Origin of the sequence: Cytobacillus solani (assembly GCF_001420595.1) — a bacterium.
Lineage (GTDB): Bacteria > Bacillota > Bacilli > Bacillales > Cytobacillaceae > Cytobacillus > Cytobacillus solani.
Window position 1 is genome coordinate 4,255,510 of the sequence record NZ_LJIX01000006.1, and the last position, 20,260, is coordinate 4,275,769.

Annotated in this window: 18 protein-coding genes and 2 pseudogenes; 8 read left to right on the plus strand and 12 right to left on the minus strand. The window is 33.1% G+C overall.

Annotation, left to right across the window (positions count from 1 at the left end; all coding sequences use genetic code 11):
- The first annotated feature begins 1,117 nt into the window (after positions 1–1,117).
- Positions 1,118–2,737 carry a PucR family transcriptional regulator gene (locus AN957_RS23160; protein ID WP_056686277.1) on the plus strand — a complete coding sequence of 540 codons (1,620 nt, stop codon included), beginning with the start codon at positions 1,118–1,120 and terminating at the stop codon, positions 2,735–2,737.
- Between the two features lie 363 nt (positions 2,738–3,100).
- Here AN957_RS23160 and AN957_RS23165 read toward each other — a convergent pair whose 3' ends face one another.
- Both AN957_RS23165 and AN957_RS23170 read right to left on the minus strand, forming a co-directional pair.
- Positions 3,101–4,153, minus strand: coding sequence for a NosD domain-containing protein (locus AN957_RS23165; RefSeq protein WP_056686279.1), 1,053 nt, complete (start codon positions 4,151–4,153; stop codon positions 3,101–3,103).
- Between the two features lie 311 nt (positions 4,154–4,464).
- Entirely contained in the window at positions 4,465–4,764 is a 300-nt protein-coding gene (locus AN957_RS23170; RefSeq protein ID WP_075209225.1) for a GNAT family N-acetyltransferase, read from the minus strand.
- A 291-nt stretch (positions 4,765–5,055) separates the two neighbouring features.
- Here AN957_RS23170 and AN957_RS23175 point away from each other — a divergent pair, with 291 nt between their 5' ends.
- The gene (locus AN957_RS23175; RefSeq protein WP_056686288.1) at positions 5,056–5,631 is read left to right on the plus strand and encodes a CD3073 family putative ECF transporter S component; all 576 of its coding nucleotides are present in this window, start codon (positions 5,056–5,058) and stop codon (positions 5,629–5,631) included.
- The gene (locus AN957_RS23180) at positions 5,621–6,091 is read left to right on the plus strand and encodes a CD3072 family TudS-related putative desulfidase (RefSeq protein ID WP_053477688.1); all 471 of its coding nucleotides are present in this window, start codon (positions 5,621–5,623) and stop codon (positions 6,089–6,091) included. Before AN957_RS23175 ends, AN957_RS23180 begins: the two co-directional genes overlap by 11 nt.
- A 347-nt stretch (positions 6,092–6,438) precedes the next feature.
- Here AN957_RS23180 and AN957_RS23185 read toward each other — a convergent pair whose 3' ends face one another.
- The 3 genes from AN957_RS23185 to AN957_RS23195 form a co-directional block, all read right to left on the minus strand.
- Complete coding sequence (locus AN957_RS23185; RefSeq protein WP_053477687.1) at positions 6,439–6,879, minus strand: YrvL family regulatory protein; 441 nt, start codon at positions 6,877–6,879, stop codon at positions 6,439–6,441.
- 211 nt (positions 6,880–7,090) lie between these two features.
- Positions 7,091–7,564 (minus strand): GNAT family N-acetyltransferase, encoded by a 474-nt coding sequence (locus AN957_RS23190; RefSeq protein ID WP_056686290.1) that lies wholly within the window; start codon positions 7,562–7,564, stop codon positions 7,091–7,093.
- A gap of 402 nt (positions 7,565–7,966) precedes the next feature.
- Positions 7,967–8,191, minus strand: coding sequence for a hypothetical protein (locus AN957_RS23195; protein ID WP_056686293.1), 225 nt, complete (start codon positions 8,189–8,191; stop codon positions 7,967–7,969).
- A gap of 224 nt (positions 8,192–8,415) precedes the next feature.
- Here AN957_RS23195 and AN957_RS23200 point away from each other — a divergent pair, with 224 nt between their 5' ends.
- Together AN957_RS23200 and AN957_RS23205 are read left to right on the plus strand one after the other, a co-directional pair.
- Positions 8,416–9,978 carry an alkaline phosphatase family protein gene (locus AN957_RS23200; RefSeq protein WP_056686300.1) on the plus strand — a complete coding sequence of 521 codons (1,563 nt, stop codon included), beginning with the start codon at positions 8,416–8,418 and terminating at the stop codon, positions 9,976–9,978.
- Positions 9,979–10,231: 253 nt separating this feature from the next.
- The gene (locus tag AN957_RS23205) at positions 10,232–10,747 is read left to right on the plus strand and encodes an undecaprenyl-diphosphatase (protein WP_053477683.1); all 516 of its coding nucleotides are present in this window, start codon (positions 10,232–10,234) and stop codon (positions 10,745–10,747) included.
- Between the two features lie 498 nt (positions 10,748–11,245).
- Here AN957_RS23205 and AN957_RS23210 read toward each other — a convergent pair whose 3' ends face one another.
- Entirely contained in the window at positions 11,246–11,980 is a 735-nt protein-coding gene (locus AN957_RS23210; RefSeq protein ID WP_053477682.1) for an HAD-IIB family hydrolase, read from the minus strand.
- A 69-nt stretch (positions 11,981–12,049) separates the two neighbouring features.
- Here AN957_RS23210 and AN957_RS23215 point away from each other — a divergent pair, with 69 nt between their 5' ends.
- Positions 12,050–12,718 carry a Crp/Fnr family transcriptional regulator gene (locus AN957_RS23215; protein ID WP_053477681.1) on the plus strand — a complete coding sequence of 223 codons (669 nt, stop codon included), beginning with the start codon at positions 12,050–12,052 and terminating at the stop codon, positions 12,716–12,718.
- Positions 12,719–13,026: 308 nt separating this feature from the next.
- On the opposite strand, the gene AN957_RS23220 is transcribed toward AN957_RS23215, so the two are convergent.
- The 5 genes and pseudogenes from AN957_RS23220 to AN957_RS29235 all read right to left on the minus strand — a co-directional run.
- A complete protein-coding gene (locus AN957_RS23220; protein WP_053477680.1) occupies positions 13,027–13,488 on the minus strand; it encodes an NUDIX hydrolase in 462 nt (153 codons plus the stop codon).
- 357 nt (positions 13,489–13,845) lie between these two features.
- Positions 13,846–14,223, minus strand: coding sequence for a VOC family protein (locus AN957_RS23225; RefSeq protein ID WP_053477679.1), 378 nt, complete (start codon positions 14,221–14,223; stop codon positions 13,846–13,848).
- 206 nt (positions 14,224–14,429) lie between these two features.
- Entirely contained in the window at positions 14,430–14,885 is a 456-nt protein-coding gene (locus AN957_RS23230; protein ID WP_053477678.1) for a VOC family protein, read from the minus strand.
- A gap of 1,094 nt (positions 14,886–15,979) precedes the next feature.
- On the minus strand, positions 15,980–16,456 hold the full coding sequence (locus tag AN957_RS23235) for a CarD family transcriptional regulator (RefSeq protein WP_053477677.1): 477 nt from the start codon (positions 16,454–16,456) through the stop codon (positions 15,980–15,982).
- A gap of 266 nt (positions 16,457–16,722) precedes the next feature.
- A pseudogene (locus AN957_RS29235) lies at positions 16,723–17,158 on the minus strand (tyrosine-type recombinase/integrase); the annotation flags it as partial.
- A 347-nt stretch (positions 17,159–17,505) separates the two neighbouring features.
- Between AN957_RS29235 and AN957_RS23240 the strand changes: the two are divergent.
- The gene (locus AN957_RS23240; RefSeq protein WP_053477676.1) at positions 17,506–18,429 is read left to right on the plus strand and encodes an ArsR/SmtB family transcription factor; all 924 of its coding nucleotides are present in this window, start codon (positions 17,506–17,508) and stop codon (positions 18,427–18,429) included.
- Between the two features lies 1 nt (position 18,430).
- On the plus strand, positions 18,431–19,696 hold the full coding sequence (locus tag AN957_RS27185) for an MDR family MFS transporter (RefSeq protein ID WP_075209229.1): 1,266 nt from the start codon (positions 18,431–18,433) through the stop codon (positions 19,694–19,696).
- Positions 19,697–19,797: 101 nt separating this feature from the next.
- On the opposite strand, the pseudogene AN957_RS23250 reads toward AN957_RS27185, so the two are convergent.
- A pseudogene (locus tag AN957_RS23250) lies at positions 19,798–20,038 on the minus strand (MOSC domain-containing protein); the annotation flags it as partial.
- Positions 20,039–20,260 lie beyond the last annotated feature (222 nt).

The window sequence follows — 20,260 nt, forward strand, 5'->3', positions numbered from 1 at the left end:
CTTACTATTGCTTGCTTATTTTCTTCTTCTATCTAAAACCTCCGTTCTTTTTAGAATGGTATATATCTAGGGAATGAAGTAAATACGAGATCGATCATAGTAGGATAAGCGCCCAGCGCCTTGTCATATTACTATGATAGGTTTCCAAACGCTCTCCTCCGAACCGTACGTACACCTCTCAATGTATACGGCTCTCCACTTGTCTATCAATTTGAAGTGTTTAATACTTATTAAAGATTTTTATAATGCCTCACGCATTAACCTTTGTTGTATTAAACTAGACAAGCTGTTTCCCTTTGCCATGTAATAGGCTTTCCCTATCTCGGACTAATACGGAAACTCCGTTACCCTATTGGATATTCAGATACAACTATCATAGCCTCAAAAGGCTTTCCAACTTAGGTAATCCCCATTTAGACAGATAAAAACATAGCTTTTGTAATGTCGGAAGCGACTTTCGTCTGTTTCTGCTTATGGCAGTTGAGTGGATAAAGTTCACTTGGCTCCATACCGAGTTTCATTATTTCGCCTTTACCCATATAGCGTTTCAGTATCCTTTCGCTACACGCAAGCATCATCGCTCTTAGACTATCGTTCAAGCAGTTTAGCTTTCTTCCTTGTTTACAATTTTCATCTAGCCATTCAGTCGTGACTTAGACACTAGTCAACTTACGGCTTTCCACACCATGCTACACTCCCCGTCCAGTTTCCTTTTCGGATAAGGTGGGTGATGATAGGTTTTAAACTGTGAATTTTAACCTACACTGTTGCCAAACAGTGAATTTTTAGCTGCCCTTATGGGCGCACAACTAAGTGCTTAAGCAGTGTTTACAATCGATCAATTGTTATAACCACCACTCTCAAAGTATGACGAAATATCCGGGGGAAAGTCTAAACTTTAGGGAGTGATTTCATTATGATGACCCAACTTCATTGTAAACGTTGTCAATTACATTCGTCTTTATCCGCTATGTATAGAGTCAGGAGTATATTTTATCTCAAAGGGACTAAATTTATGGAATGCTATTTTTATTATTTAAAGATAAAAAGTTTCCTTTTATATTTATTTAGTTTAGTATATAAAAAACTACTTCTACGTTCGATGGGAGGTAAAGATATGACCTTAACAGTTAGAGATATACTTGACTTTGAGTCTTTATATGAATCCGAGCTAATTGCGGGAATGAAAGGCTTGCAAAAAGAAGTGACTGGGATAATGGTTATGGAAGCTCCTGATATTGAAGCTTGGGGGAACTTTGGACAAGTATGCTTAACTAGTTTCTTTGCGCTTGAAAATCTTTCATTGACTGAAACGAAAAAATTTTTTATAAAAGCGAATACGATAGGGATCGCAGCTTTCATTGTTAAATTAGATCGTTTAGTAAAGAAGATTCCAGCACATTTCATTGAGGAATGCAATGTGAATCAAATCCCCCTGATAAAAATCCAAAAAGAAACACGGTACGAAGCCATTATTTTGAGTGTCATGGAAACGTTAATTAATAAAAATAAAGTTCTGCTAGACCGCTATTACATGATTAGCAATCAATTCACGAATATGGCACTCAGAGAGCCACGATTAAAAGATATACTTGCTTTATTAGAGGATCTCATCCCTAATCCTGTCAGTCTTTTTAAAAATAATTCCATTATATACAGAAGTATAAATCTAGAATTAGGTGACTTTCATGTAAGTAAATCGACCAAGCTGGCCAAAAAACGCTATACTAATTTTGAATATCAAAGACAAGTAGTTTCTCATACAGATCTTACAGCTCAACACTATTCCCAATTATCGGTAGAAATCCCTTCACTAGGAACAGATGTTTATCGATTAATCATCCATGAATTAAATCAAAAGACGACTGAAGATGATTTTATGGCTATAGAAAATACAGTAAGTTCTCTTCAAATGGAACTGCTAAAGAAGTATGCATTGCAGCAGCAAAATCTCAGTCATTTAAATGAGATCATTAATGATTTAATCTATGCACGATATCAAACAGAGGAAGAATTAGCAGAGATATTGCATTTCCTGAATCTTAGCAAGAAAGACAATATCCATCTCGTCATATTTGACCTTTCGGTGGAGAGCAACAGAAAAAAAGTAAAACGAGAAGATTCTGAATCTATTTTAAATACCCTATCGAATTATATCTCAATCCGTTGGAGCAAATTTGTAAGTTTGGTAAAAAAGGATAAGATTATCTTTCTCATTTGTAATTCAGATAACGATCAAGGATTTTCCGAAAAAATAACTGTAGCCATCAACTCTTTTACTTCCTTATCCTATTATTCACAATTATCCTTTAATATAGGAATCAGCAACAAATCAAATGTAACTGATTTACACTTGGCAAATAAACAAGCAAACAACATTTTAAAGATATTAAAACTAACTGGCCAAAAAAATAAAATCGTGTCCTACAAGGACTTAGGAATCTTCCAATTATTTTTGGAAACAAATAATATTGATGAATTAATAAAATTTGTACCTGAAAAAATATTAGAAATTCAAAAAACCAAACCAGAACTTAATAAGACATTAAGGGTTTTTCTAGATCATAACCAAAACTTCAAAACGACTGCAGAGGAGTTATTCATTCACCCAAAGACGGCAAAATACCGAATTGAACGGCTTATAAAACTAGCTAATATTAATTTTGAGAATCCCGAGGAACTTTTGCAAATTAATATTGGCTTGCGCTTACTTGAGTTTATAGATACAACTTTATAACGGCAAGGCTGTCCATTTTATGTACAATAAAATGACAATAAAATATGGAGAAATTCAAACTCTTGCCTTAGAAGCAACATTTATAAGATCTAAAACAAATAGAAAGGAAAAACGATTATCTATATACACGGCGGAGGATTAGTATATGGAACATGATTATGACAGAATACCCATTTGCCAGAATTATAAAAACTGTATGTAAGAATGATTAAATGGTTAGAAACCATAATATAAAAAAAACGTGCCCGTACCGCCTGTCATTTGCTAAGTGGATATCTACAAATAACAGGCAGTTACAGGCACTTATTATTTTTAATAGAAGATAACAAGCTTTTAATATTGTTTGTTTATCGAGGAAGCAGTTTACACATGTTCAACTGGTGCCACTGTAAATTTCCCATATTCGACACCTTTTAAACTCGTCAGTTTATTGCTTAGAAGCCGGATCTCTTTTGCTTTTCCCTTTACGATGATGAGCTCAAGACTTTCTATCGCCTGAGCGTTATTAACATTTCCAACAAAGGTATTCCTTTCAGCCGTATTCCCATTTGCATCTTCAAACTGTATCCCTACAAAATTATCCATAATCGTATTATTATCTATTTGATTACGTTCAGCTTCTTCTATATATATACCTACTCGATTTGAAATAATTGTATTTCCGGTTACCATTGTGTCAGAAACCATATAAAGTAATAGTCCTTGAGCATGAACACTATTGTTATTAAAGGACAACTTGTTATTACTTACAACGGTTCGATTTGATTCCATCAACATTGCACCAGTTGAGTTAGCTTTAGATACATTTTCATTAAGTAAGTTATCGTCTGAAAACATAAGATGCATCCCATAACGTGAATTTTGAATCGTATTTTGGAACAATATATTCTCTTCGCTTTGTTCTAAATAAATTCCGTCAGCCACATTAGAAATTTTTATATTTGTTATGGTGTTTCTAAAGGATTTCCATAAATCAATTCCATTTCCTTGCTTTTCGCCAACAATCTTACTATCTTCTATCTTCACGTCAGCTGCACGATCAAGTTTTATTCCCGCACCTCTTGTTTCAATATCAATTCCCTCTAAAATATGGTTAGAACCAGTTACAAAAACAGCCATGTCTTCTTTTCTATCACCGCAGTACTCTACTTTGATATTTTTGAGAATAACTCCCTCACCACTAATGGCAATGACCGGCTCTTCCTCACAAGAGCGCAGCAGGACTTTCCCCTTTCCTATTAAGGTTATGGGCTTAGAAATATTCACTGTTTCGTTATACTCCCCCTCCCTTATTTCAATAGTAGTACCCTTTGAGGCTGCATCAATTTTAGATTGCAATGTACTTGCTGCTTCGGCTCCATCAGGCAAGCAAAACCCTAAAACGAGGAGAAACATTGTAAAAATCATTCTTTTCATTTCATTACTATCCTCGCTTTCATGCTGGTTCACTTTGTGAGTGTATCTAATAATTGTGTGGAATATATGTAATAATTATGAAAATTTCATTTTTCCTTTTCTTTTTTTGGATTTAGATCCATTTATACATTAGTCTAAGCAGCTCTTCTTTTACTTTACTTATCGCCTCTTTTATAAAAAAAACTACCTGCACTCGTATCGTTTATCATAAATATTTTTATTGGCACTATGAGTTTATTTTTCATTCATACTTACATTGAAAAAAGGCTGCCCCAATTTAATAATTGCAGACAACCCTTTTTCTAACTTACCTAGATTTCATAATATGCCTCTTCCTGGTTCGTATCCTCAAACCATTTCATTCCTTTATACTTAAATCCAATTTTCTCTAAGATTTTCAATGAACCTGTATTTTTTGGATCAGCTGAGGCGTAAATTTTCATTACTTTCGGGTTCATTTTCGCAAAATGAACACATGCTGCTGCCGCTTCTCTAGCGTAACCTTTCCCCCACGCATTTTTCGCAAAATGAAAAATCAATTCAACTTCATTTAATGTTGTTAGGACATTAAATCCAGCTGCGCCGATGACTCTTCCTAACTCCTTTTCTATTACTGCATAAACAGAAAGATGACTCTTCTATATAATTTCATGTTATAAAATAACTATTTTACCAAGTGCCCTTCCTTTTTGGGAATTTCTCTTCTAACGAATGAAATATTGTTTTTCATAAAAACGATTGGAATTACAGGACGTAAATCATTATTTGTTTTATCTATAAAATCGATAATGACTAATAGTTATTTTCGATAAATAACACATTTGTGATAAATGTCATTCTAACTTTTTAGTTAAAGTGATAATAATTAGTTGCTTATCAATAGAATTAGAAAGGAAGTTTATATGAGTAATAGAAAAACTGTTATTTTAAATTATGGTGCTTTATGTATTGCTATGAATGTTATATTAGGAACAATCATTTCAGCTATGAAAATCCCACTTTTATTTCTTGATACAATCGGAACAGTATTAATGGCTGTTCTATTTGGGCCTTGGTGGGGGGCTTTAACCGGTTTGTTAACAAATGTTGTTTTGGGGGTTACAACAAGCCCAACAGCTTTCTTTTTCGGATTAGTTAATGTTGCAATTGCAATTGTAGTTGGACTCATGGCAAGAAAATTCAATTTCACTAAATGGTATATTGCACTTATAACAGGAATTCTTCTTTCTATTATTGCACCACTAATAGGAACCCCTATTGCTGTAGCTGTCTTTGGCGGTTTAGATGGAAGCGGGATGGATGTTATCGTTTTATGGATGAGAGCTGCTGGTGAAAGTATTTTTGCTTCTACCTTTATATCAAGAATCACCGGCAACTTTGTAGATAAAATTATTACTTGTTTATTAGTCATGTTTATCGTTATCAAATTACCAATGTTCCAAAAAATATATAAAGGAAATGACCGCCATGCAGCGTAATAAAAAAATTCTGCTCGTATCCCATTGCATTTTTAATCAAAACACGGTCATAGAAGGGGAAGCACGGAGTTTTGGTGCAATCCCTACAGTATTAGATTGGATTCAAAAGGAAGGACTAGGGGTTATACAGCTGCCCTGTCCCGAATTCACATTTTTAGGATTAGAACGTCCATCTATGACTTATGAGGAATATGATAATGAAGAATATCGTCAGCACTGTCGAAAAATTTTATTGCCAGTTCTCGAACAATTGACGGAATACAAAAAATGCGACTATCAAATCACTGGTATTCTAGGCATTCAAAGCAGTCCCTCCTGTGACATGACCAAGGGAGTCTTTATGGAAGAGTTAAAAAAGCTCTTTAGCGAACAGCAGATAGCTATTGCTACTGAATGGTACCTTCCGGATCATAAAAATCCTATTTTCAATAGTAAGGAGAATTATATTAAGAGTAACTAAAATATTGGCCAAATGATCAATCATTTTTATAAACTTACATCTTTTTAAGTTTTTGTCTTATCCTCTCATAGCTTTTGTAGTTTTAGTTTTCTCCAAGTCTAATCACCCAATTTTGCCAAAATAAGAGGAGGAAGGGCACATATTATTCATGTATAATATGTGCCCCATAGTTATTTCATTGAAGTGCCTGATAATGGAATAATTAAAGTATGATCTCCATCTTATAAATAATTAATTTTCCCTTCACTAAACTTCCGTTATTTTCAATACAAGGAAACTATCTATACCAAATAAATGCTAGCTAACCATCAAGATAGGAAAGATACAAGTCAATCACTATTGGCAGCTTAATCCTTATCACTATCAAAAGCAATTTCAATTAGGGCAATTAACAATGCAATAATTATCTCTGTTTTCCATGAAAGTGTAATACTATGCATAAACTCATCCACTGTAAACAAGACTAGCCAGTTTGTTGTGACTTCAAAACTGATTCGGATGAAAAAGACCCATATTTCCCTTGTTATATTTCGGACGGACAGCTTAAAAATTGTTTTGGAAAACAATTCGAAAATGATGCCTAGAATAAAAAAACTGACAACAAAAACAACCAATGACCAAATAGATTTATAATGAACACCGAGCAGTTTAAAAATCCCTGCCAGTCCAAAGAAATAAAGTCCCAATACAAAACCTAACACAAGGATAATGAGCAATGTTATTCCTGCAACTGTTGCCGTCTTATCTTTTAAATTCATTTCACGAAATGAATCATTTTTTTCTGGCATAAGTCTATTTCTCCTTCTGTTAGTATTCTGCCTTGTTATTTAAGTATAAAATTTTATAATCACTTCTAAACCTTAATATAGAGTTTCAGCTTTTTATAAAGATAGGAATGTTTCGGTTCTTTAACAAACCTGCTTCGTTAATGGAAAAAGAAATAAGCAATATTCCTTATTGAAGTATCGAGCCATTTAATAGAATAAGAAGGTTTATTAATTAAACTAACTCTTTCACAAATAATACTCTATCTTGATTTGGTCCATCATAATCAGTATTGACGGAAACACCATTAATTGTTTTATCTCCCTTTTCAATTACAAACCCCATCTTAGTATGATAAGCAATCGAAACTTTGTTGACAGGAGACGTTACACAACGGACAATTTTGCAACCATTTTGTTTAACTTTATTAAAAAATTCGTTGTATAATTTTTTTCCGATGTTATGTCTTCTATAATCAGGGTGAACTCCAATAAAGTGAATATACGCCTCATTAGAATAAGATTGAGAAAGGAAGCCAATTAGGAAACCTACAATTTCTCCTTCCTTTTCAACAACGAAACTTGTATTTGTAAAATGGTCAAAGAATAATTTCGGTAACATATCAGACATTTGCCTTCCTCCCCACCACTTATTGATTAGTGGAGATATTACATAGTAGTCTGACCCTTTCACTAAACGTATTTTCATCTTAATTCCCCTTTAATTGTGTATAAACTTACAACGTAATTCTAAAATCAATAACCGTATCCCTAATGCTATAACCATATTTTACCACATTCTATTTTATCCTTGTTAAAGAAAACTGTCCCGTTACTATAGCTGTAAAATAAAGATTGATTAAACCCCATTTGAATTCCTTATATTAGCAATAATTAATAAAGCCGTTATTTTGAAAAAGGATAGTTCAAAATAACGGTTTTCTATTTGATAATAACAATTTATTATAATAATGTTTGATTATTTCATATTGCATTACAAAAATAGGTTTGAGTAATTACAGAAATGTTTCTCTTTAGTATTATAAATTTTTAAAAAATCGCCCATAAAAAGAAAAGCCACTTAAGTTTGGCGCTAAAACTTCAAGAAATATTATTTCTCATCAGCAGGTCTTCGTTTATGTTTTTCGTTAATAATTTTCTTGTTAAGAATCCTTACTTTATCAACCATTAGCAACCTCATATCTTCTACAATATACCTAGCTAACTCTTCGTCAGATATGTCATCTCCATCAATATCTAGGCGGAATTCCTGCCCTTGAATTCCACCCCCGTTAGTAAACTCAATTTCAAAGTCAAATAGAACTCTTTTATCCATTCCAATACCACCTTACCCTTAGTCTAGAGTGCTATAAATATATTCTGGTTTTAATAAACTAATACCTCTTCCAATAAACTCCGACTATAAGATAAAGAAAAAATCTTTTTCGAATTGTTTGTTAACGATATACCTTATTCACCGTAAATAATAATTCATAGAAATGAAAGAAATCGTAGAAAATAAAGAACATATGAAAATATACATATGAAGGTGGAATGATGATGGGGTTTCGCTCAATTTTTATCGTATTTCTTTCCATCCTATTAATTGGCTGCTCTGCTTATAAAAATAACGAAGATCAAAATAACCCTATGGCTATTCAAATGAATAACAAAACCTCCCCTAAAATTGTTCTTCTTATCATTGATTCATTAATGGATGAACCTTTAAAGAAAGTGATTGAAGAGAAGAAGGCACCTGCCTTGGATTTTTTTGTAAAACATGGCCAATATAATAAATACTTAGTCAGCTCCTATCCAACAATGTCAGTTACAATTGACAGCTCATTAATAACCGGTACTTACCCTGATAAACATAAAATTCCAGGTCTTGTATGGTATGACGGAGATGAAAAACGTACTATAAATTATGGAAATGGTCTTTTCGAAATGATGAAGATTGGGGTTACTCAGTTTGCTGAAGACTCATTGTACCAATTTAATAATGTGGACCTCAGCCCTAATGTGGAGACCATTCACGAAGTATTAGACAAAAGGGGAAAACAAACAGCTTCTATTAACTCTATCATTTATCGCGGAAATTATGAGCACACGCTGAAGATTCCAAAGGTCTTAGCGAAGACTACTGCATTGCCGAATACATACAAAACCTTTGGACCAAAGCGATTGTCAGTGGGTGCATTTATTCGTCAAGACGAAAAAAATATACATTTATTAAATCGGTTAGGGCTTAATGATGCATTTGCAGCGCAAGAATTAAAATATCTTTTAGAAAAGAACATACTTCCCGAATTCACGATTATGTACTTTCCAGTAAATGATCATGAAGTTCATAGAAAAGGACCTAAGACGACTGAAGGCATTGAAGAACTTGATAAGAATTTACAAGAAATATTAAATGTTTTTCCAAATTGGGAAAGTGCGCTAGAAAATATAATTTGGATTATCATCGGAGACAGCAAGCAATCTTCAGTTAAAAAAAACAAAAATGAAGCTTTAATTGATTTAAGAGAAGCTCTTTCGAACTACAATATTTTAAAACTTAATGAGCCTGTACGTAATAATGATGAACTTGTTATTACAGCAAATGAACGAATGGCATATATTTATAAGATCAGTGAAGATTTTTCTCTGCAAGATATTGCAAATAGGTTGTTAGCAGATGAACGTATCGCATGGATTGCATGGAAGGAAAACAACATGATTCAAGTGAAGTCATGGGACAAGGATGGGGTATTTCAATTCAAACCCGAAGGAGCTTTTAAAGATGCTTATAATCAAACTTGGTCTATAAAAGGAAATAGCTCAATTCTTGATTTGACTATAAAAAATAACAATCAAATAAAGTATGGTGATTATCCTGATGGATTAGCTAGATTGTACGGTGCATTACATTCACAAAAAGGAGAGTTCCTAATAGTGGATGCCAAACCTGGTTATGAATTTATTGGAGAAAGTTCTCCTGAACATACAGGTGGAGGTGCCCATGGTTCGATGTATAAAAATGACTCTCTTACTCCTATTATTGTTACAGGAACCAATAAAAGCATAGATAATTTACGTATTGTTGATTTAAAAAAATGGATATTGGACCTCTTAGAATGAGAGTTAAAAATGAAGTTGTTGTCCGAAGTGGCAGCAAAGATTGCTTCTGCGATGGCGGCCGAACTAATCGGAAGTATTCTGGCATGCCTGTACCGTTAGGGTACTTTTCTGGAATACCCATTTTTATTATTTGCTTAGATACTTCCTCATTTGATACCAAATATATATCCATGTACGTGAAAATCGATTATTACCATACAAATAGTGAATGAATACCCCACCTTTTATCTACAAAGTAAGGAGAGGATCTTTAATGAACTACAAAGTATTTAAGTCGATTAATCAGCTTTCTGGACGTTGTTTTCCAATTGATTTTCTGATGATTTTGATATCAAAAAAGATTCGTTATGTGTATATTTTTGTATTGATTTACATGTGGTTTAGAAATGACTCTTACAAAAAAGCGTCTTGTAATGCGGTGATATCAGCGGGGATTACTTTATTAATTAACATTTTGATTAAGTTATTTTATTTTAAACCACGTCCGTTTATGAAAAGCCAAGTCGGGATACTTATTCCTTCAAAAATGGGTTCTTCATTTCCAAGTAAACATACTCTGCTTGTATTTGCTATATCAACTTCTATCTTTCTATATGACCGTGTTCTTGGTTCAATCATGTTGGTTCTATCTGTTTTGACGGGCTTCTCACGTATTTGGGTAGGACATCATTATCCATCTGATATTATCGGAAGTGCCTTTATTTCCAGCATGACTAGCATCATAATAGATAAAACTGCCCGCTGTATTAAATATAATGCTGTCAAATAAGAAATCATACCCTTTAAATCACAAAATTGTGAAATGAACCATTTTATTGCTAGTTGTGAATTATTCTATTGCCAAGCTATGGGGCTCTAAGGATTTAAAACACCGATGTTCGACTAACTTTTCTTTCAAAAAAGAAAAATAACACCTTCAATAATAGTTTTTGTATTCTTGGCAATTATAATCTTCACAAATTTATTTTAGGCAAAGATATATTCACTTAAGAATATACAAAAAGAAACCATATAAGAATGTTTTACTCTTGAGAAATTGTAATAAAAAATGACTTATTAAGAATTCACTAAATTAAAAAATGTTGTTTACGGCAGTATGTTTTTTGAATAGAAATCAAGGCTTTATATACAAGTTATGTATAAAATCTTGGATATAAAGCCTTATTTAAAATAAATTCGTATTTAATTAATGCGCCCGATTGTTGAATAACAATCAACTTCTATAAGCTTGGTTAAGTTGAATACGATAGTACAAAGTTTGATTAATTTATACACAAGGTATATCCTGCCTCAAAAAATTTCTAATTCTTTTTGCTACATCCTCTTTATAAATCACTTCACTTGCATATTTTTTTACATCTTGAGTTCCAACGCATACACTATGTATTGCTTGTTCAAATAAGCATTTATCATTTTGGTCATTACCAAAAGCAATAAAATCACGTATACCGAAATTATGTATACCTCTCACCTTATTAATACCATGAGGACTAATATCATAAATATCTTCGCTCTTATATCGTGTAATGGACACTGGTAAAGTAGCTAGTTCCTTCAATAAAGAATCCTCTACATTAAATAACACAAGCTTAGAAAGATTGTTCAGTTCCTTTAACTGAATGTTTTTTGCATCGACTTGATTGATATGATGATAAATAGGATGACCTTGTTCCCCTGTATATGCAAAATCCCAATCGCTATCCGCCAAATATGAACAGTTATATTTCTCAATAAAACTATATAATTCAATTTTGGTATCTTCATCAAAAGACACACATTCTATTTTCCCTTCAAAACTTGTAAAGGCTCCATTCCCACCAATTAATTGAAAATGATGAAACTTTCCCGGTAAGACAGGGCGCAGGTCACGGATTGGTCTTGCAGAAGCAAATATCACTTTATGTCCAGCAACAATTAATTGTTCAATTGCTTCTTGAATATCTAATTCAATTGTTTTTCCATCAAAACAAAGGGTACCATCTATATCAAATACAAAATTCATTTCTTCATCACTCCTTAATTCGAGTATAATAAAGGATTATGATCTTTTGAAAGGACAGGTGTCCCTTTTATGAAAACTGCCGTTCAACAATTTAAAAACATCTACCAATACTCATTATCCGAAAAAGACCAAATCGCAATTCAAGTCCTTTCATTTAAAAAAGATGAATCAATTTTGACCGTTGGCGAGAAAGTTAAAGGCATTTATTTTTTAATTAATGGTTCTTACTATGTAACAAGCCCTGAGATAAATGGAAAAGAATTATTGCTTCGTCGCTGTACACCTCCTTCTATATTAGGAGATATTGAAATTTTTCAGCATTGTGACATTCAATCTAATTGCCATGCTACTGAAGCATGTACATTTATATTTGTACCAACTGAGCTATATGAACAATCTCTAAAAAAAGACCCTGCCTTTACTGAACTATTATTAAAAGAGTTAACGTTTAAATTAAAAACTTGTACAACATTATCTCGTGTAAATGCCTTATCTTCCGTTAGTATAAAACTTGCTGCATATTTATGTACAACACATACCGAGAATACCTATGATGGATACTTAATAGTTGAGAACAATCATCATATCGCCAATCTAATTGGCACAACTAACCGGCATGTAAACCGAGTTTTAAAACGCTGGGAAGATGAAAAAATAATTGAAAGAAACAATGAAAAAATAAAAATTCTAGATTTTGAGAGATTATCTATAGTAGCGGAGGATATCCGATATAAATAATCTATTATTATTCTCACAGCTGCATTTTATACAAAAATCCCCCCTTTAGACTAATAAAATCTAAGGGGGTAATGATGTCCAACTTATTTTAAATGTATACCCAAAAGAGCTCTCCTTCTTTCCTTTACTTTGATTCGGTCTAGGTAATTTTAAATTCTATTGTTGAATTATTTCCCCATAAAGGTTACAAATATTTCTGCAAATGTGTTCAAAAATCTGCCCCTTTAACGAAAAAAACTTTCCTTATTCTAGGAAAGCGTCCGATAATGGAATAAATTAATATTTTTAACTAAAGCTTTCCGTTTCTGCTAATTACGTGACTTAACAATTCTGTTGTTCTGTTTGATCAAATCTAAAAGGCCATCAGGAACAAGTCGTAATTCACCGTTTTGAAACTTACTTATAGGCAAACGCATAATTTTAAATATTTTCCCGTCATCTTCCTTACCTTCAAACAATTCCTCGGTATAAAAAGAGATATCAACAAATGATGCATCGTATACCTGTACAATCTCATGTCCTACTTCCCCGTTAAAAGTAAAGATATTTTCAAGAGTCCCCAAATATTTGAGATTAAAAATATCAGTTTCAATTTCTTCTTGTACCTCTCTTATTAAAGCTTCTGCGCTTTTTTCTCCGTATTCAATTCCTCCTCCTATAGGACGGTAATAATAATCACCTTTTACTGAATCATAGCCCTCTGCAACAAGGATGGAATCGTCTTTTTGAAATATACAAATAACCAGTGGTCGTATTATTCCTTTTTTCATTGCAATCCTCCAAATCGTTAATCAATACCCTTTAATTGTTTCGATTCACTCGCGAATAAACCCTTCTTCCATTCCAGATAATGGCACTTTCCATAAAGAAAGAGCGAATTCTTGCTGCAGAATTGCGCCCTTCAATGAAGTAACTAAAACAGAAACATTGATGCAAAATAGTATATTTTTCTTTAACTAAATCGCCCTTTAATGGGATAACTAAATATAATCTCAATGCTAATTCTGATTGAACTAACGCACCCTATAGTTTAAGTGAATTCCATCACAAACTTTACCTTTTTCTACTGCCATGATTATTTTATAAAAAGTTATTTATTGAAATTAATAAATAAAATCTTAATGCTATTATTTTCTTTTTGAGGATACCCTTATATAATAACCATCAGGATCAATGACTCTAAAATCGACCATCCCCCAAGTTTGTTGTTTTAAATCTGATTCAATTGAATTGGGTTTTTTTTGTTTTATACTTTTATATAACTCTTCAACTTGATCCGTTATAATTATAAATTCTACACCACCACCAAGTTTAGCGAAGTTATGTTTTTTAAAATAATGATTGTCCTCTAAAACATCAAATGACGTTAAAAGAAGATGAGATTCATCACTAATAAAACTCGCGCTGTTTTCTCCCTGTTGTAATAATTTCAGTCTTAAAATATTTTGATAGAACACTACTGATTTCTCAATATCGTTTACAAAAAACTCAATTCTAAATGCCATCATAATCCCTCTCATCATTAATTAGATTGTTCAAAACTCTTTTCTAATCTTTAAATTCTATTAATTTCTTTTAGAATTTTTCTTTCCTAAATGCCGCGTTTGTTGAACAAAAAAGCTTTCCTGTATGGTAGCTGATTTTGAACATAAGTACCCTTCTGCTTTTAGTGCATTATATAACATCCTTTTTATGGATCTCTTAAAGTAGTTTAATTAATGCCTTTAAGTTTTTTCCACTCACTTAAGTACATATCTGGCTTGTTCTCAGGCTCTGCAGGGAGTTTACAGATAAATTCCAATGAATTTTCATCTGGGTCATGAAAATACACCATAGCATGGGCTTGATCTGGAATTAAAATTGGTTCAGTAGGTTTAAAACCGAACTCTTCACGTATATCAATGCCCCGTTCCTTTAACCATTGCTTTGCATTTTTTAAATCCTCAAAATCTACCTTAAACGCTATATGTCTTAAGGATGGATGATATTTTGTATTAACACCTTGGTCACTTTCCCATAAACCAATCCAGCTATTATTCTCTACTATCCAAAAAAACGCTATCTTTTCATACCTTATTGCTAACTTTAAGCCTAAGCCTTTGTAGAATTCAATCGACTTTTCTAAATTACTTACTGGTAAATGTGCTTCATATAATCCTCTAATCATCTATTTACCCTCCTTTTATTAGGTTTAGCATACAATTTAGTAAAGGAGTCTACGACGGAGAATAGTTTGAACTATCCTACGACTTTTGGAGTATTTATATCTTCATTCTCTTATACTATACTGCTTCGTTACTTCAATAACATGAAGTGGTATGCGGTGAATCTTTCTCTTTTAGCAGGTTAATAATTCATCTTTTGAAACAATACGCCATTCATGTGCTACAAATTTTCCTATATAGTCATTGATACTAATTTCTTCTAATTCAATTGCAAGTGGATGTAGGGATACATAGCATTCATTTGTCTCATAATTTAGGGTAACTTTTCCAACCTCATATCCATTATGAATTCTTAAATCAAAATCTGGGTCATCAATAATATCTCCTTTAACAGGAACAAGAAAAAGCTGCTATTGGATCTATTAATACGTGACCTTTTTTAGTCTCTTCTTGTGGAGAGTGGGTGGTTCCTTTGTTCTTCTAGATGGCAACTCACTCGTTCGAGAAAAGTTGCTAGGGATAGAGTATTGGACAAGTAGTCTCATGGGACAAGGGACCTGTCCCAGTAATCTTTACTATTGTTATGTAAATAAAATAAAAAATGGTTTCCTGGTCTGGAAACCATTTTTGTAGTTGACCATATGGTGTTACCAATTCGTTTTTCTCTTTTACGTAAAGAAGATAAACAATTACTATTCACTGTCTCAGTAGATGTAAAAAATTCTTAAAGATAGAGATGAGATTGATTGTTTTTTCTTCTAGAAATAATGACTTAAATAATATATTGTATACCTAAAACAATGAAAGCCCTACCTCTCTTTCATCCTTACGGCTCCTTGTCCGTGCCAGTGTGAATCAGGATTGCAAAAATCAAGTGACTATTTTATCGAGTTATTTGATGAAACTTCAAACATTCGTAAAAGAAATTTAAATAATAAAAATGGATTAGATTGTAGAAATAACAAAAGAGGTTAATGCTTTAAAGGTGAGTTGGAGAAGTTGAATGTCTTTGAAAAGATTTACTTTTAATAATAAACATATTCCCAAAAAATTCAGGATATTTTCGGGAGATGTAATACATTATCTTAAATTAATCTTAACAGAAACTTTTTATTTGATTTTCAGTAATCCCTTTAATTAATCCCAGTTCACTAATCAAAAATTGATGTGCGTTATCTAACATTTTTTTTTCGCTTGCATTAAGTGCTTTTTCTTTCTTCATACGCATTAAATCACGTACAACTTCAGTACATTCTTGTATTTTACCCGTTTTTATTTTGTCCGTGTTCACTTTATACCTTTGTTTCCACGGCAGTAATCTATCTGATTCTCCATGATGAAAAATGTGTATGATGTGTTTTAATGCAATTATGTCAGTAACAGGGCGTATACTTGAACTCAACATTTTACCCGTAGGAATCATGACTTGCATATTACCGATTAACATTTTTATGACATAATACTGTTGTTTTTCCCCTGAGATTTCCTTTTCTTCTATGGCTTTAATTATACCTACTCCGTGCATTGGATAAACAATGTTATCGCCAATTTGAAACAAATAATCCACCTCCATATATGGTAACCTTCTTAACCTTAACATATATATTATTTTTTATCAAATTTTTAATTTTATCATAAATTAATTTTCAACGTCAACTACTTTTTCATTAAAAATCAGAAAAAGCAAAAACAATAGGAATCGTGTCGGATTACCAATAAAGGGAAGGTTTATTTTCCCGCGTATAATCTGAAACCTCTACTACCTTAATATTATTATTCTATATAAAACCTTCCTGCGCAAATAACACAAAAAGCGACTGCCTTGTTCAGCAATCGCACATGACCAAGTAAGCTCTGAATCACTTCAAGTGGCGTACCATTGTTGACATATGTGTAGCATAGCTGTGTCGTAATTGATAAGGATGTATACTTTTTTATCCCAGCTCGATTTGATATGCGTTTGATAATATATCTCAGATTATCAATACTCATACGCCTGTTTGGCCTTCTTTCCGTAATAAACAATCAGAATCCTCATCATCTCGCTCATCTTGATATCTTTTTAACCAAATGTAGCAACGGGTATTAAAGTACACTCCCCTTTCTTTATCGCCTTCCCATGAACAATAACTGAATTCGTTAAAAAACTAATATCATCACGATTCAATTTTATAACTTCTCCAATACGGCAGCCTGTCGAATACATAAATTCAAATAACGCATTCTCCAAAGAAGTATGACAAGCTTCACTAAGATGTTCAATTTCTCTTTCTGACGCAAGTAAGTGAGGCTTATACGGTGCGTGCTAAAACACTTCAGCACTCCCTTAAAACACATTTGTCAATGTATAAAATACCATCAGAAGCTTGCATGCATAGAATCAGTGTTGTCAAATATACTTACGGGCTTAGTCCAATTTCAACTTATTGAAATGTGTTTTTAAGTATGCAAAAAGAAAAACCTGAGGTCATTTTATGATCATCAGGTTTTCTTTTAACCACCAATTAAAAAAACTATATTCTAGAAATATAACATTTACAATTTTATTCTTCTTATGTTATTATATATAAAATTTGTTCCATAAACATCGAACTGATTATTGTTCCAAGGAGGTAGAACTTTATGTCTTTTCAAGTAATTGTAGATTTTTCACCTGTTAACGAACTTATTACAAGCTTGTATCACTACATCAATTTCAAACAGCATCGCAATTTCTCCCTCAGTAAAGACTGGCATAATTCCGTTAAAACAGAACTTCATCCTCATTTCGCAGCTGAGCTGGAAGATGACCGATTAGAAGTATTGCATCGAATCAATTTATTAGTTTGGCAATGCCCTGGGGAGAGAACTCCAAAAGAATTTATCAAATGGCTTCAAGACCAGCCACCTGGTGATTTATATGAACGATTGGCTCCCTGGATTAACAATATACCTGGTAATTTAAAAGAACTGCGTGATCGAATGGTATACCTATTATCAGAGTGGGATGTACAGTACTTTCAGCACATTGATCCTAGAATTATTGAACAATTAAAGGATGATGCAAGACAAAAACGGGACCTGATTTCTAAAGTATCATCTATTAATTTAATTGAAGAAGCGACAAATGGAATTAGAATTGAACCAAATGAAATGTTAAAAACCGTTTTTCTCATTCCGCAATATCATTGCCGTCCAGCAACGATACTCGATTACTTCGAATCTATATGCACTTGTCTATATCCAGTAAAATCTGCAGCAAATGATGCTAACGAACTGCCTTGGGAGTTAACATTTGTTACCCATGCTTTAGCTGATGAGAATCGTTTAAAAATACTGCGATTTTTGCATTCCGGAATGCAAAATTTTTCGGCCATTCAAAGTTATATTGGACTCGCAAAAAGCACTACCAACCACCATTTGTCCATTTTAAGAAGGGCAGGATTGATCAGGACTCACTATTTTGGAAGTAAGTTTATTCACCAATACAGTCTGCGTGAGGAAGGACTGGAGCAAATGCAAAACCTGATCAATGCTTATATTAGGAACAATGACGGTGGAGTATAACATGAATAAAGCCAATCTGTTCTTAAAACAATATCATCCAATCGTACATACACTTCTTTTTGGTACGTTTTTAATCGCGCTTGCTCAATCAATGAGTCTGTTATTTTTGCCTATCTATTTGGTGAAAGAACTTCATATGGATCCTGTAGTCATAGGACTTACTGTTGGGGCTGGTCCTCTTGCGGCAACGTTTGGAGGATTCATAGCAGGTGTTGTGTCAGATAGGATAGGGAGAAGGAAGGTATTGCTTGCATCCCTTTTATTATCATCGTTTTCTTTTTTGGGCTTTGTTTTTGCTGAAACACCAATTTTTCTCATCATATTAGTGATCTTAATAGGGTTAAGCAACTCATTCTTTACGCCAGTCGCTAAGGCACTAATGGGAGATGTCACCGATGCGGATAAACGAGTTCGCGTCTTTTCCCTTCGATATGTAGTTAACAACCTCGGTTTTGCAATTGGCCCAATAATCGGAGCTTATCTTGCACTGTCTGCAAATGAAGTTCCCTTTCTTATTGCAGCATGTCTATATTTAGGATTCACTATTCTTCTTCATATATTATTGAAACGATTTGGTATTAAACAAATAGAGGCTCAAGATACAGAAAAGATAACTTTAAGGAAATCTTTAAGTGTACTGCGCTCAGACACTATCCTCCTCTACTTTGTTATTGGAGGAATCATTTGCATGGTAGTACATGGACAATGGTCGGTTCCTGTATCACAATATTTGGAAAATGATTTCACGAATGGTGTTCAATTGTTTGCTATCATCTTGATTGCAAACAGCGTTGGAGTCATTTCCATGCAATATCCAATAACAAGATGGGCAGAAAAACGAACACCATTATTTACAATAATAATCGGATGTATTTTTACAGCTTTTGGCATGTTATTGTTTGCTTTTTCCGGGAATGCGGTTATGTTCGTTATTTCGACGATTATTTTTACTCTAGGGGAAGTACTTGTGATACCGGCAGAGTATACACTTATTGATCAAATTACGCCAAAAGCATTGCGGGGAACGTATTATGGAGCACAGAGCTTTAACTCTTTAGGAAGTTTTATCGGGCCAATGCTCGGAGGCTTTATGTTAAAGCAATTTAGCGGAACTGCTTTTTTTCTAACAATGGCTCTCATTTCAATACTGAGCATTCTATTCTTCTGGCGTGGTGTTAATCTTTTTAAAAATAAAAACACAACTTCTAATGTTGATTTTGAAAAAAGATTGATTAAAAGTAACTCACAAACCAGCATTTTACGATAAATAAAAAGAATCCATTTTGAAAAAAGATTGATCAGAATGGATTCTTTTTCAGCAGATTTAAGATTGGTTTGTATAAAAAAAGAATGATCATTTTCTACCTCTTCAAGCATATTTGTTACGGTTAAATTCTCACCAAAGTTTGATGGGGAAATGGTTTCTTAAATTCTTTTTCCCAGAGTGAATAATGCTCATAGGGATATACACATACGGCACGGTCGGGACCCCCATGATATCGTAAATCCGCAACTCCATCTCCAAGGAATCCTTCTTTTTTTAGAGAGCTTCTTCAGTTGTATGTTTACAAATTCCTGTATTTATTTCTTTATCGCTCCCGTACTTCATTATTTTGGGTAAACCAATAGAAAATTTCTCCAACCTTATAGCTTTACTACTATCCACTTATACGCACATCTCCTTGTTACTAATTTATCTATTATTAATATTATCACTTGTTGCAGACTTCTTTTACTAACCTACCAGATTAATTTCAGTACAAACATTCACATTTTCTAGATGTTAATCCAGAAAATGACCCGATTGCGGAATATATTATTTAGGTTTTTT

What these genes read in the sequence shown, in the direction of transcription:
- AN957_RS23200 (WP_056686300.1), top strand. Translation starts at nt 8,416, where the DNA reads ATGGGGTTTCGCTCAATTTTTATCGTATTTCTTTCCATCCTATTAATT.
- AN957_RS23225 (WP_053477679.1), bottom strand. Translation starts at nt 14,223, where the DNA reads ATGGCATTTAGAATTGAGTTTTTTGTAAACGATATTGAGAAATCAGTA.
- AN957_RS23230 (WP_053477678.1), bottom strand. Translation starts at nt 14,885, where the DNA reads ATGATTAGAGGATTATATGAAGCACATTTACCAGTAAGTAATTTAGAA.
- AN957_RS23185 (WP_053477687.1), bottom strand. Translation starts at nt 6,879, where the DNA reads ATGCCAGAAAAAAATGATTCATTTCGTGAAATGAATTTAAAAGATAAG.
- AN957_RS23215 (WP_053477681.1), top strand. Translation starts at nt 12,050, where the DNA reads ATGAAAACTGCCGTTCAACAATTTAAAAACATCTACCAATACTCATTA.
- AN957_RS27185 (WP_075209229.1), top strand. Translation starts at nt 18,431, where the DNA reads ATGAATAAAGCCAATCTGTTCTTAAAACAATATCATCCAATCGTACAT.
- AN957_RS23180 (WP_053477688.1), top strand. Translation starts at nt 5,621, where the DNA reads ATGCAGCGTAATAAAAAAATTCTGCTCGTATCCCATTGCATTTTTAAT.
- AN957_RS23190 (WP_056686290.1), bottom strand. Translation starts at nt 7,564, where the DNA reads ATGAAAATACGTTTAGTGAAAGGGTCAGACTACTATGTAATATCTCCA.
- AN957_RS23240 (WP_053477676.1), top strand. Translation starts at nt 17,506, where the DNA reads ATGTCTTTTCAAGTAATTGTAGATTTTTCACCTGTTAACGAACTTATT.
- AN957_RS23205 (WP_053477683.1), top strand. Translation starts at nt 10,232, where the DNA reads ATGAACTACAAAGTATTTAAGTCGATTAATCAGCTTTCTGGACGTTGT.
- AN957_RS23210 (WP_053477682.1), bottom strand. Translation starts at nt 11,980, where the DNA reads ATGAATTTTGTATTTGATATAGATGGTACCCTTTGTTTTGATGGAAAA.
- AN957_RS23195 (WP_056686293.1), bottom strand. Translation starts at nt 8,191, where the DNA reads ATGGATAAAAGAGTTCTATTTGACTTTGAAATTGAGTTTACTAACGGG.
- AN957_RS23175 (WP_056686288.1), top strand. Translation starts at nt 5,056, where the DNA reads ATGAGTAATAGAAAAACTGTTATTTTAAATTATGGTGCTTTATGTATT.
- AN957_RS23160 (WP_056686277.1), top strand. Translation starts at nt 1,118, where the DNA reads ATGACCTTAACAGTTAGAGATATACTTGACTTTGAGTCTTTATATGAA.
- AN957_RS23165 (WP_056686279.1), bottom strand. Translation starts at nt 4,153, where the DNA reads ATGAAAAGAATGATTTTTACAATGTTTCTCCTCGTTTTAGGGTTTTGC.
- AN957_RS23220 (WP_053477680.1), bottom strand. Translation starts at nt 13,488, where the DNA reads ATGAAAAAAGGAATAATACGACCACTGGTTATTTGTATATTTCAAAAA.
- AN957_RS23235 (WP_053477677.1), bottom strand. Translation starts at nt 16,456, where the DNA reads ATGGAGGTGGATTATTTGTTTCAAATTGGCGATAACATTGTTTATCCA.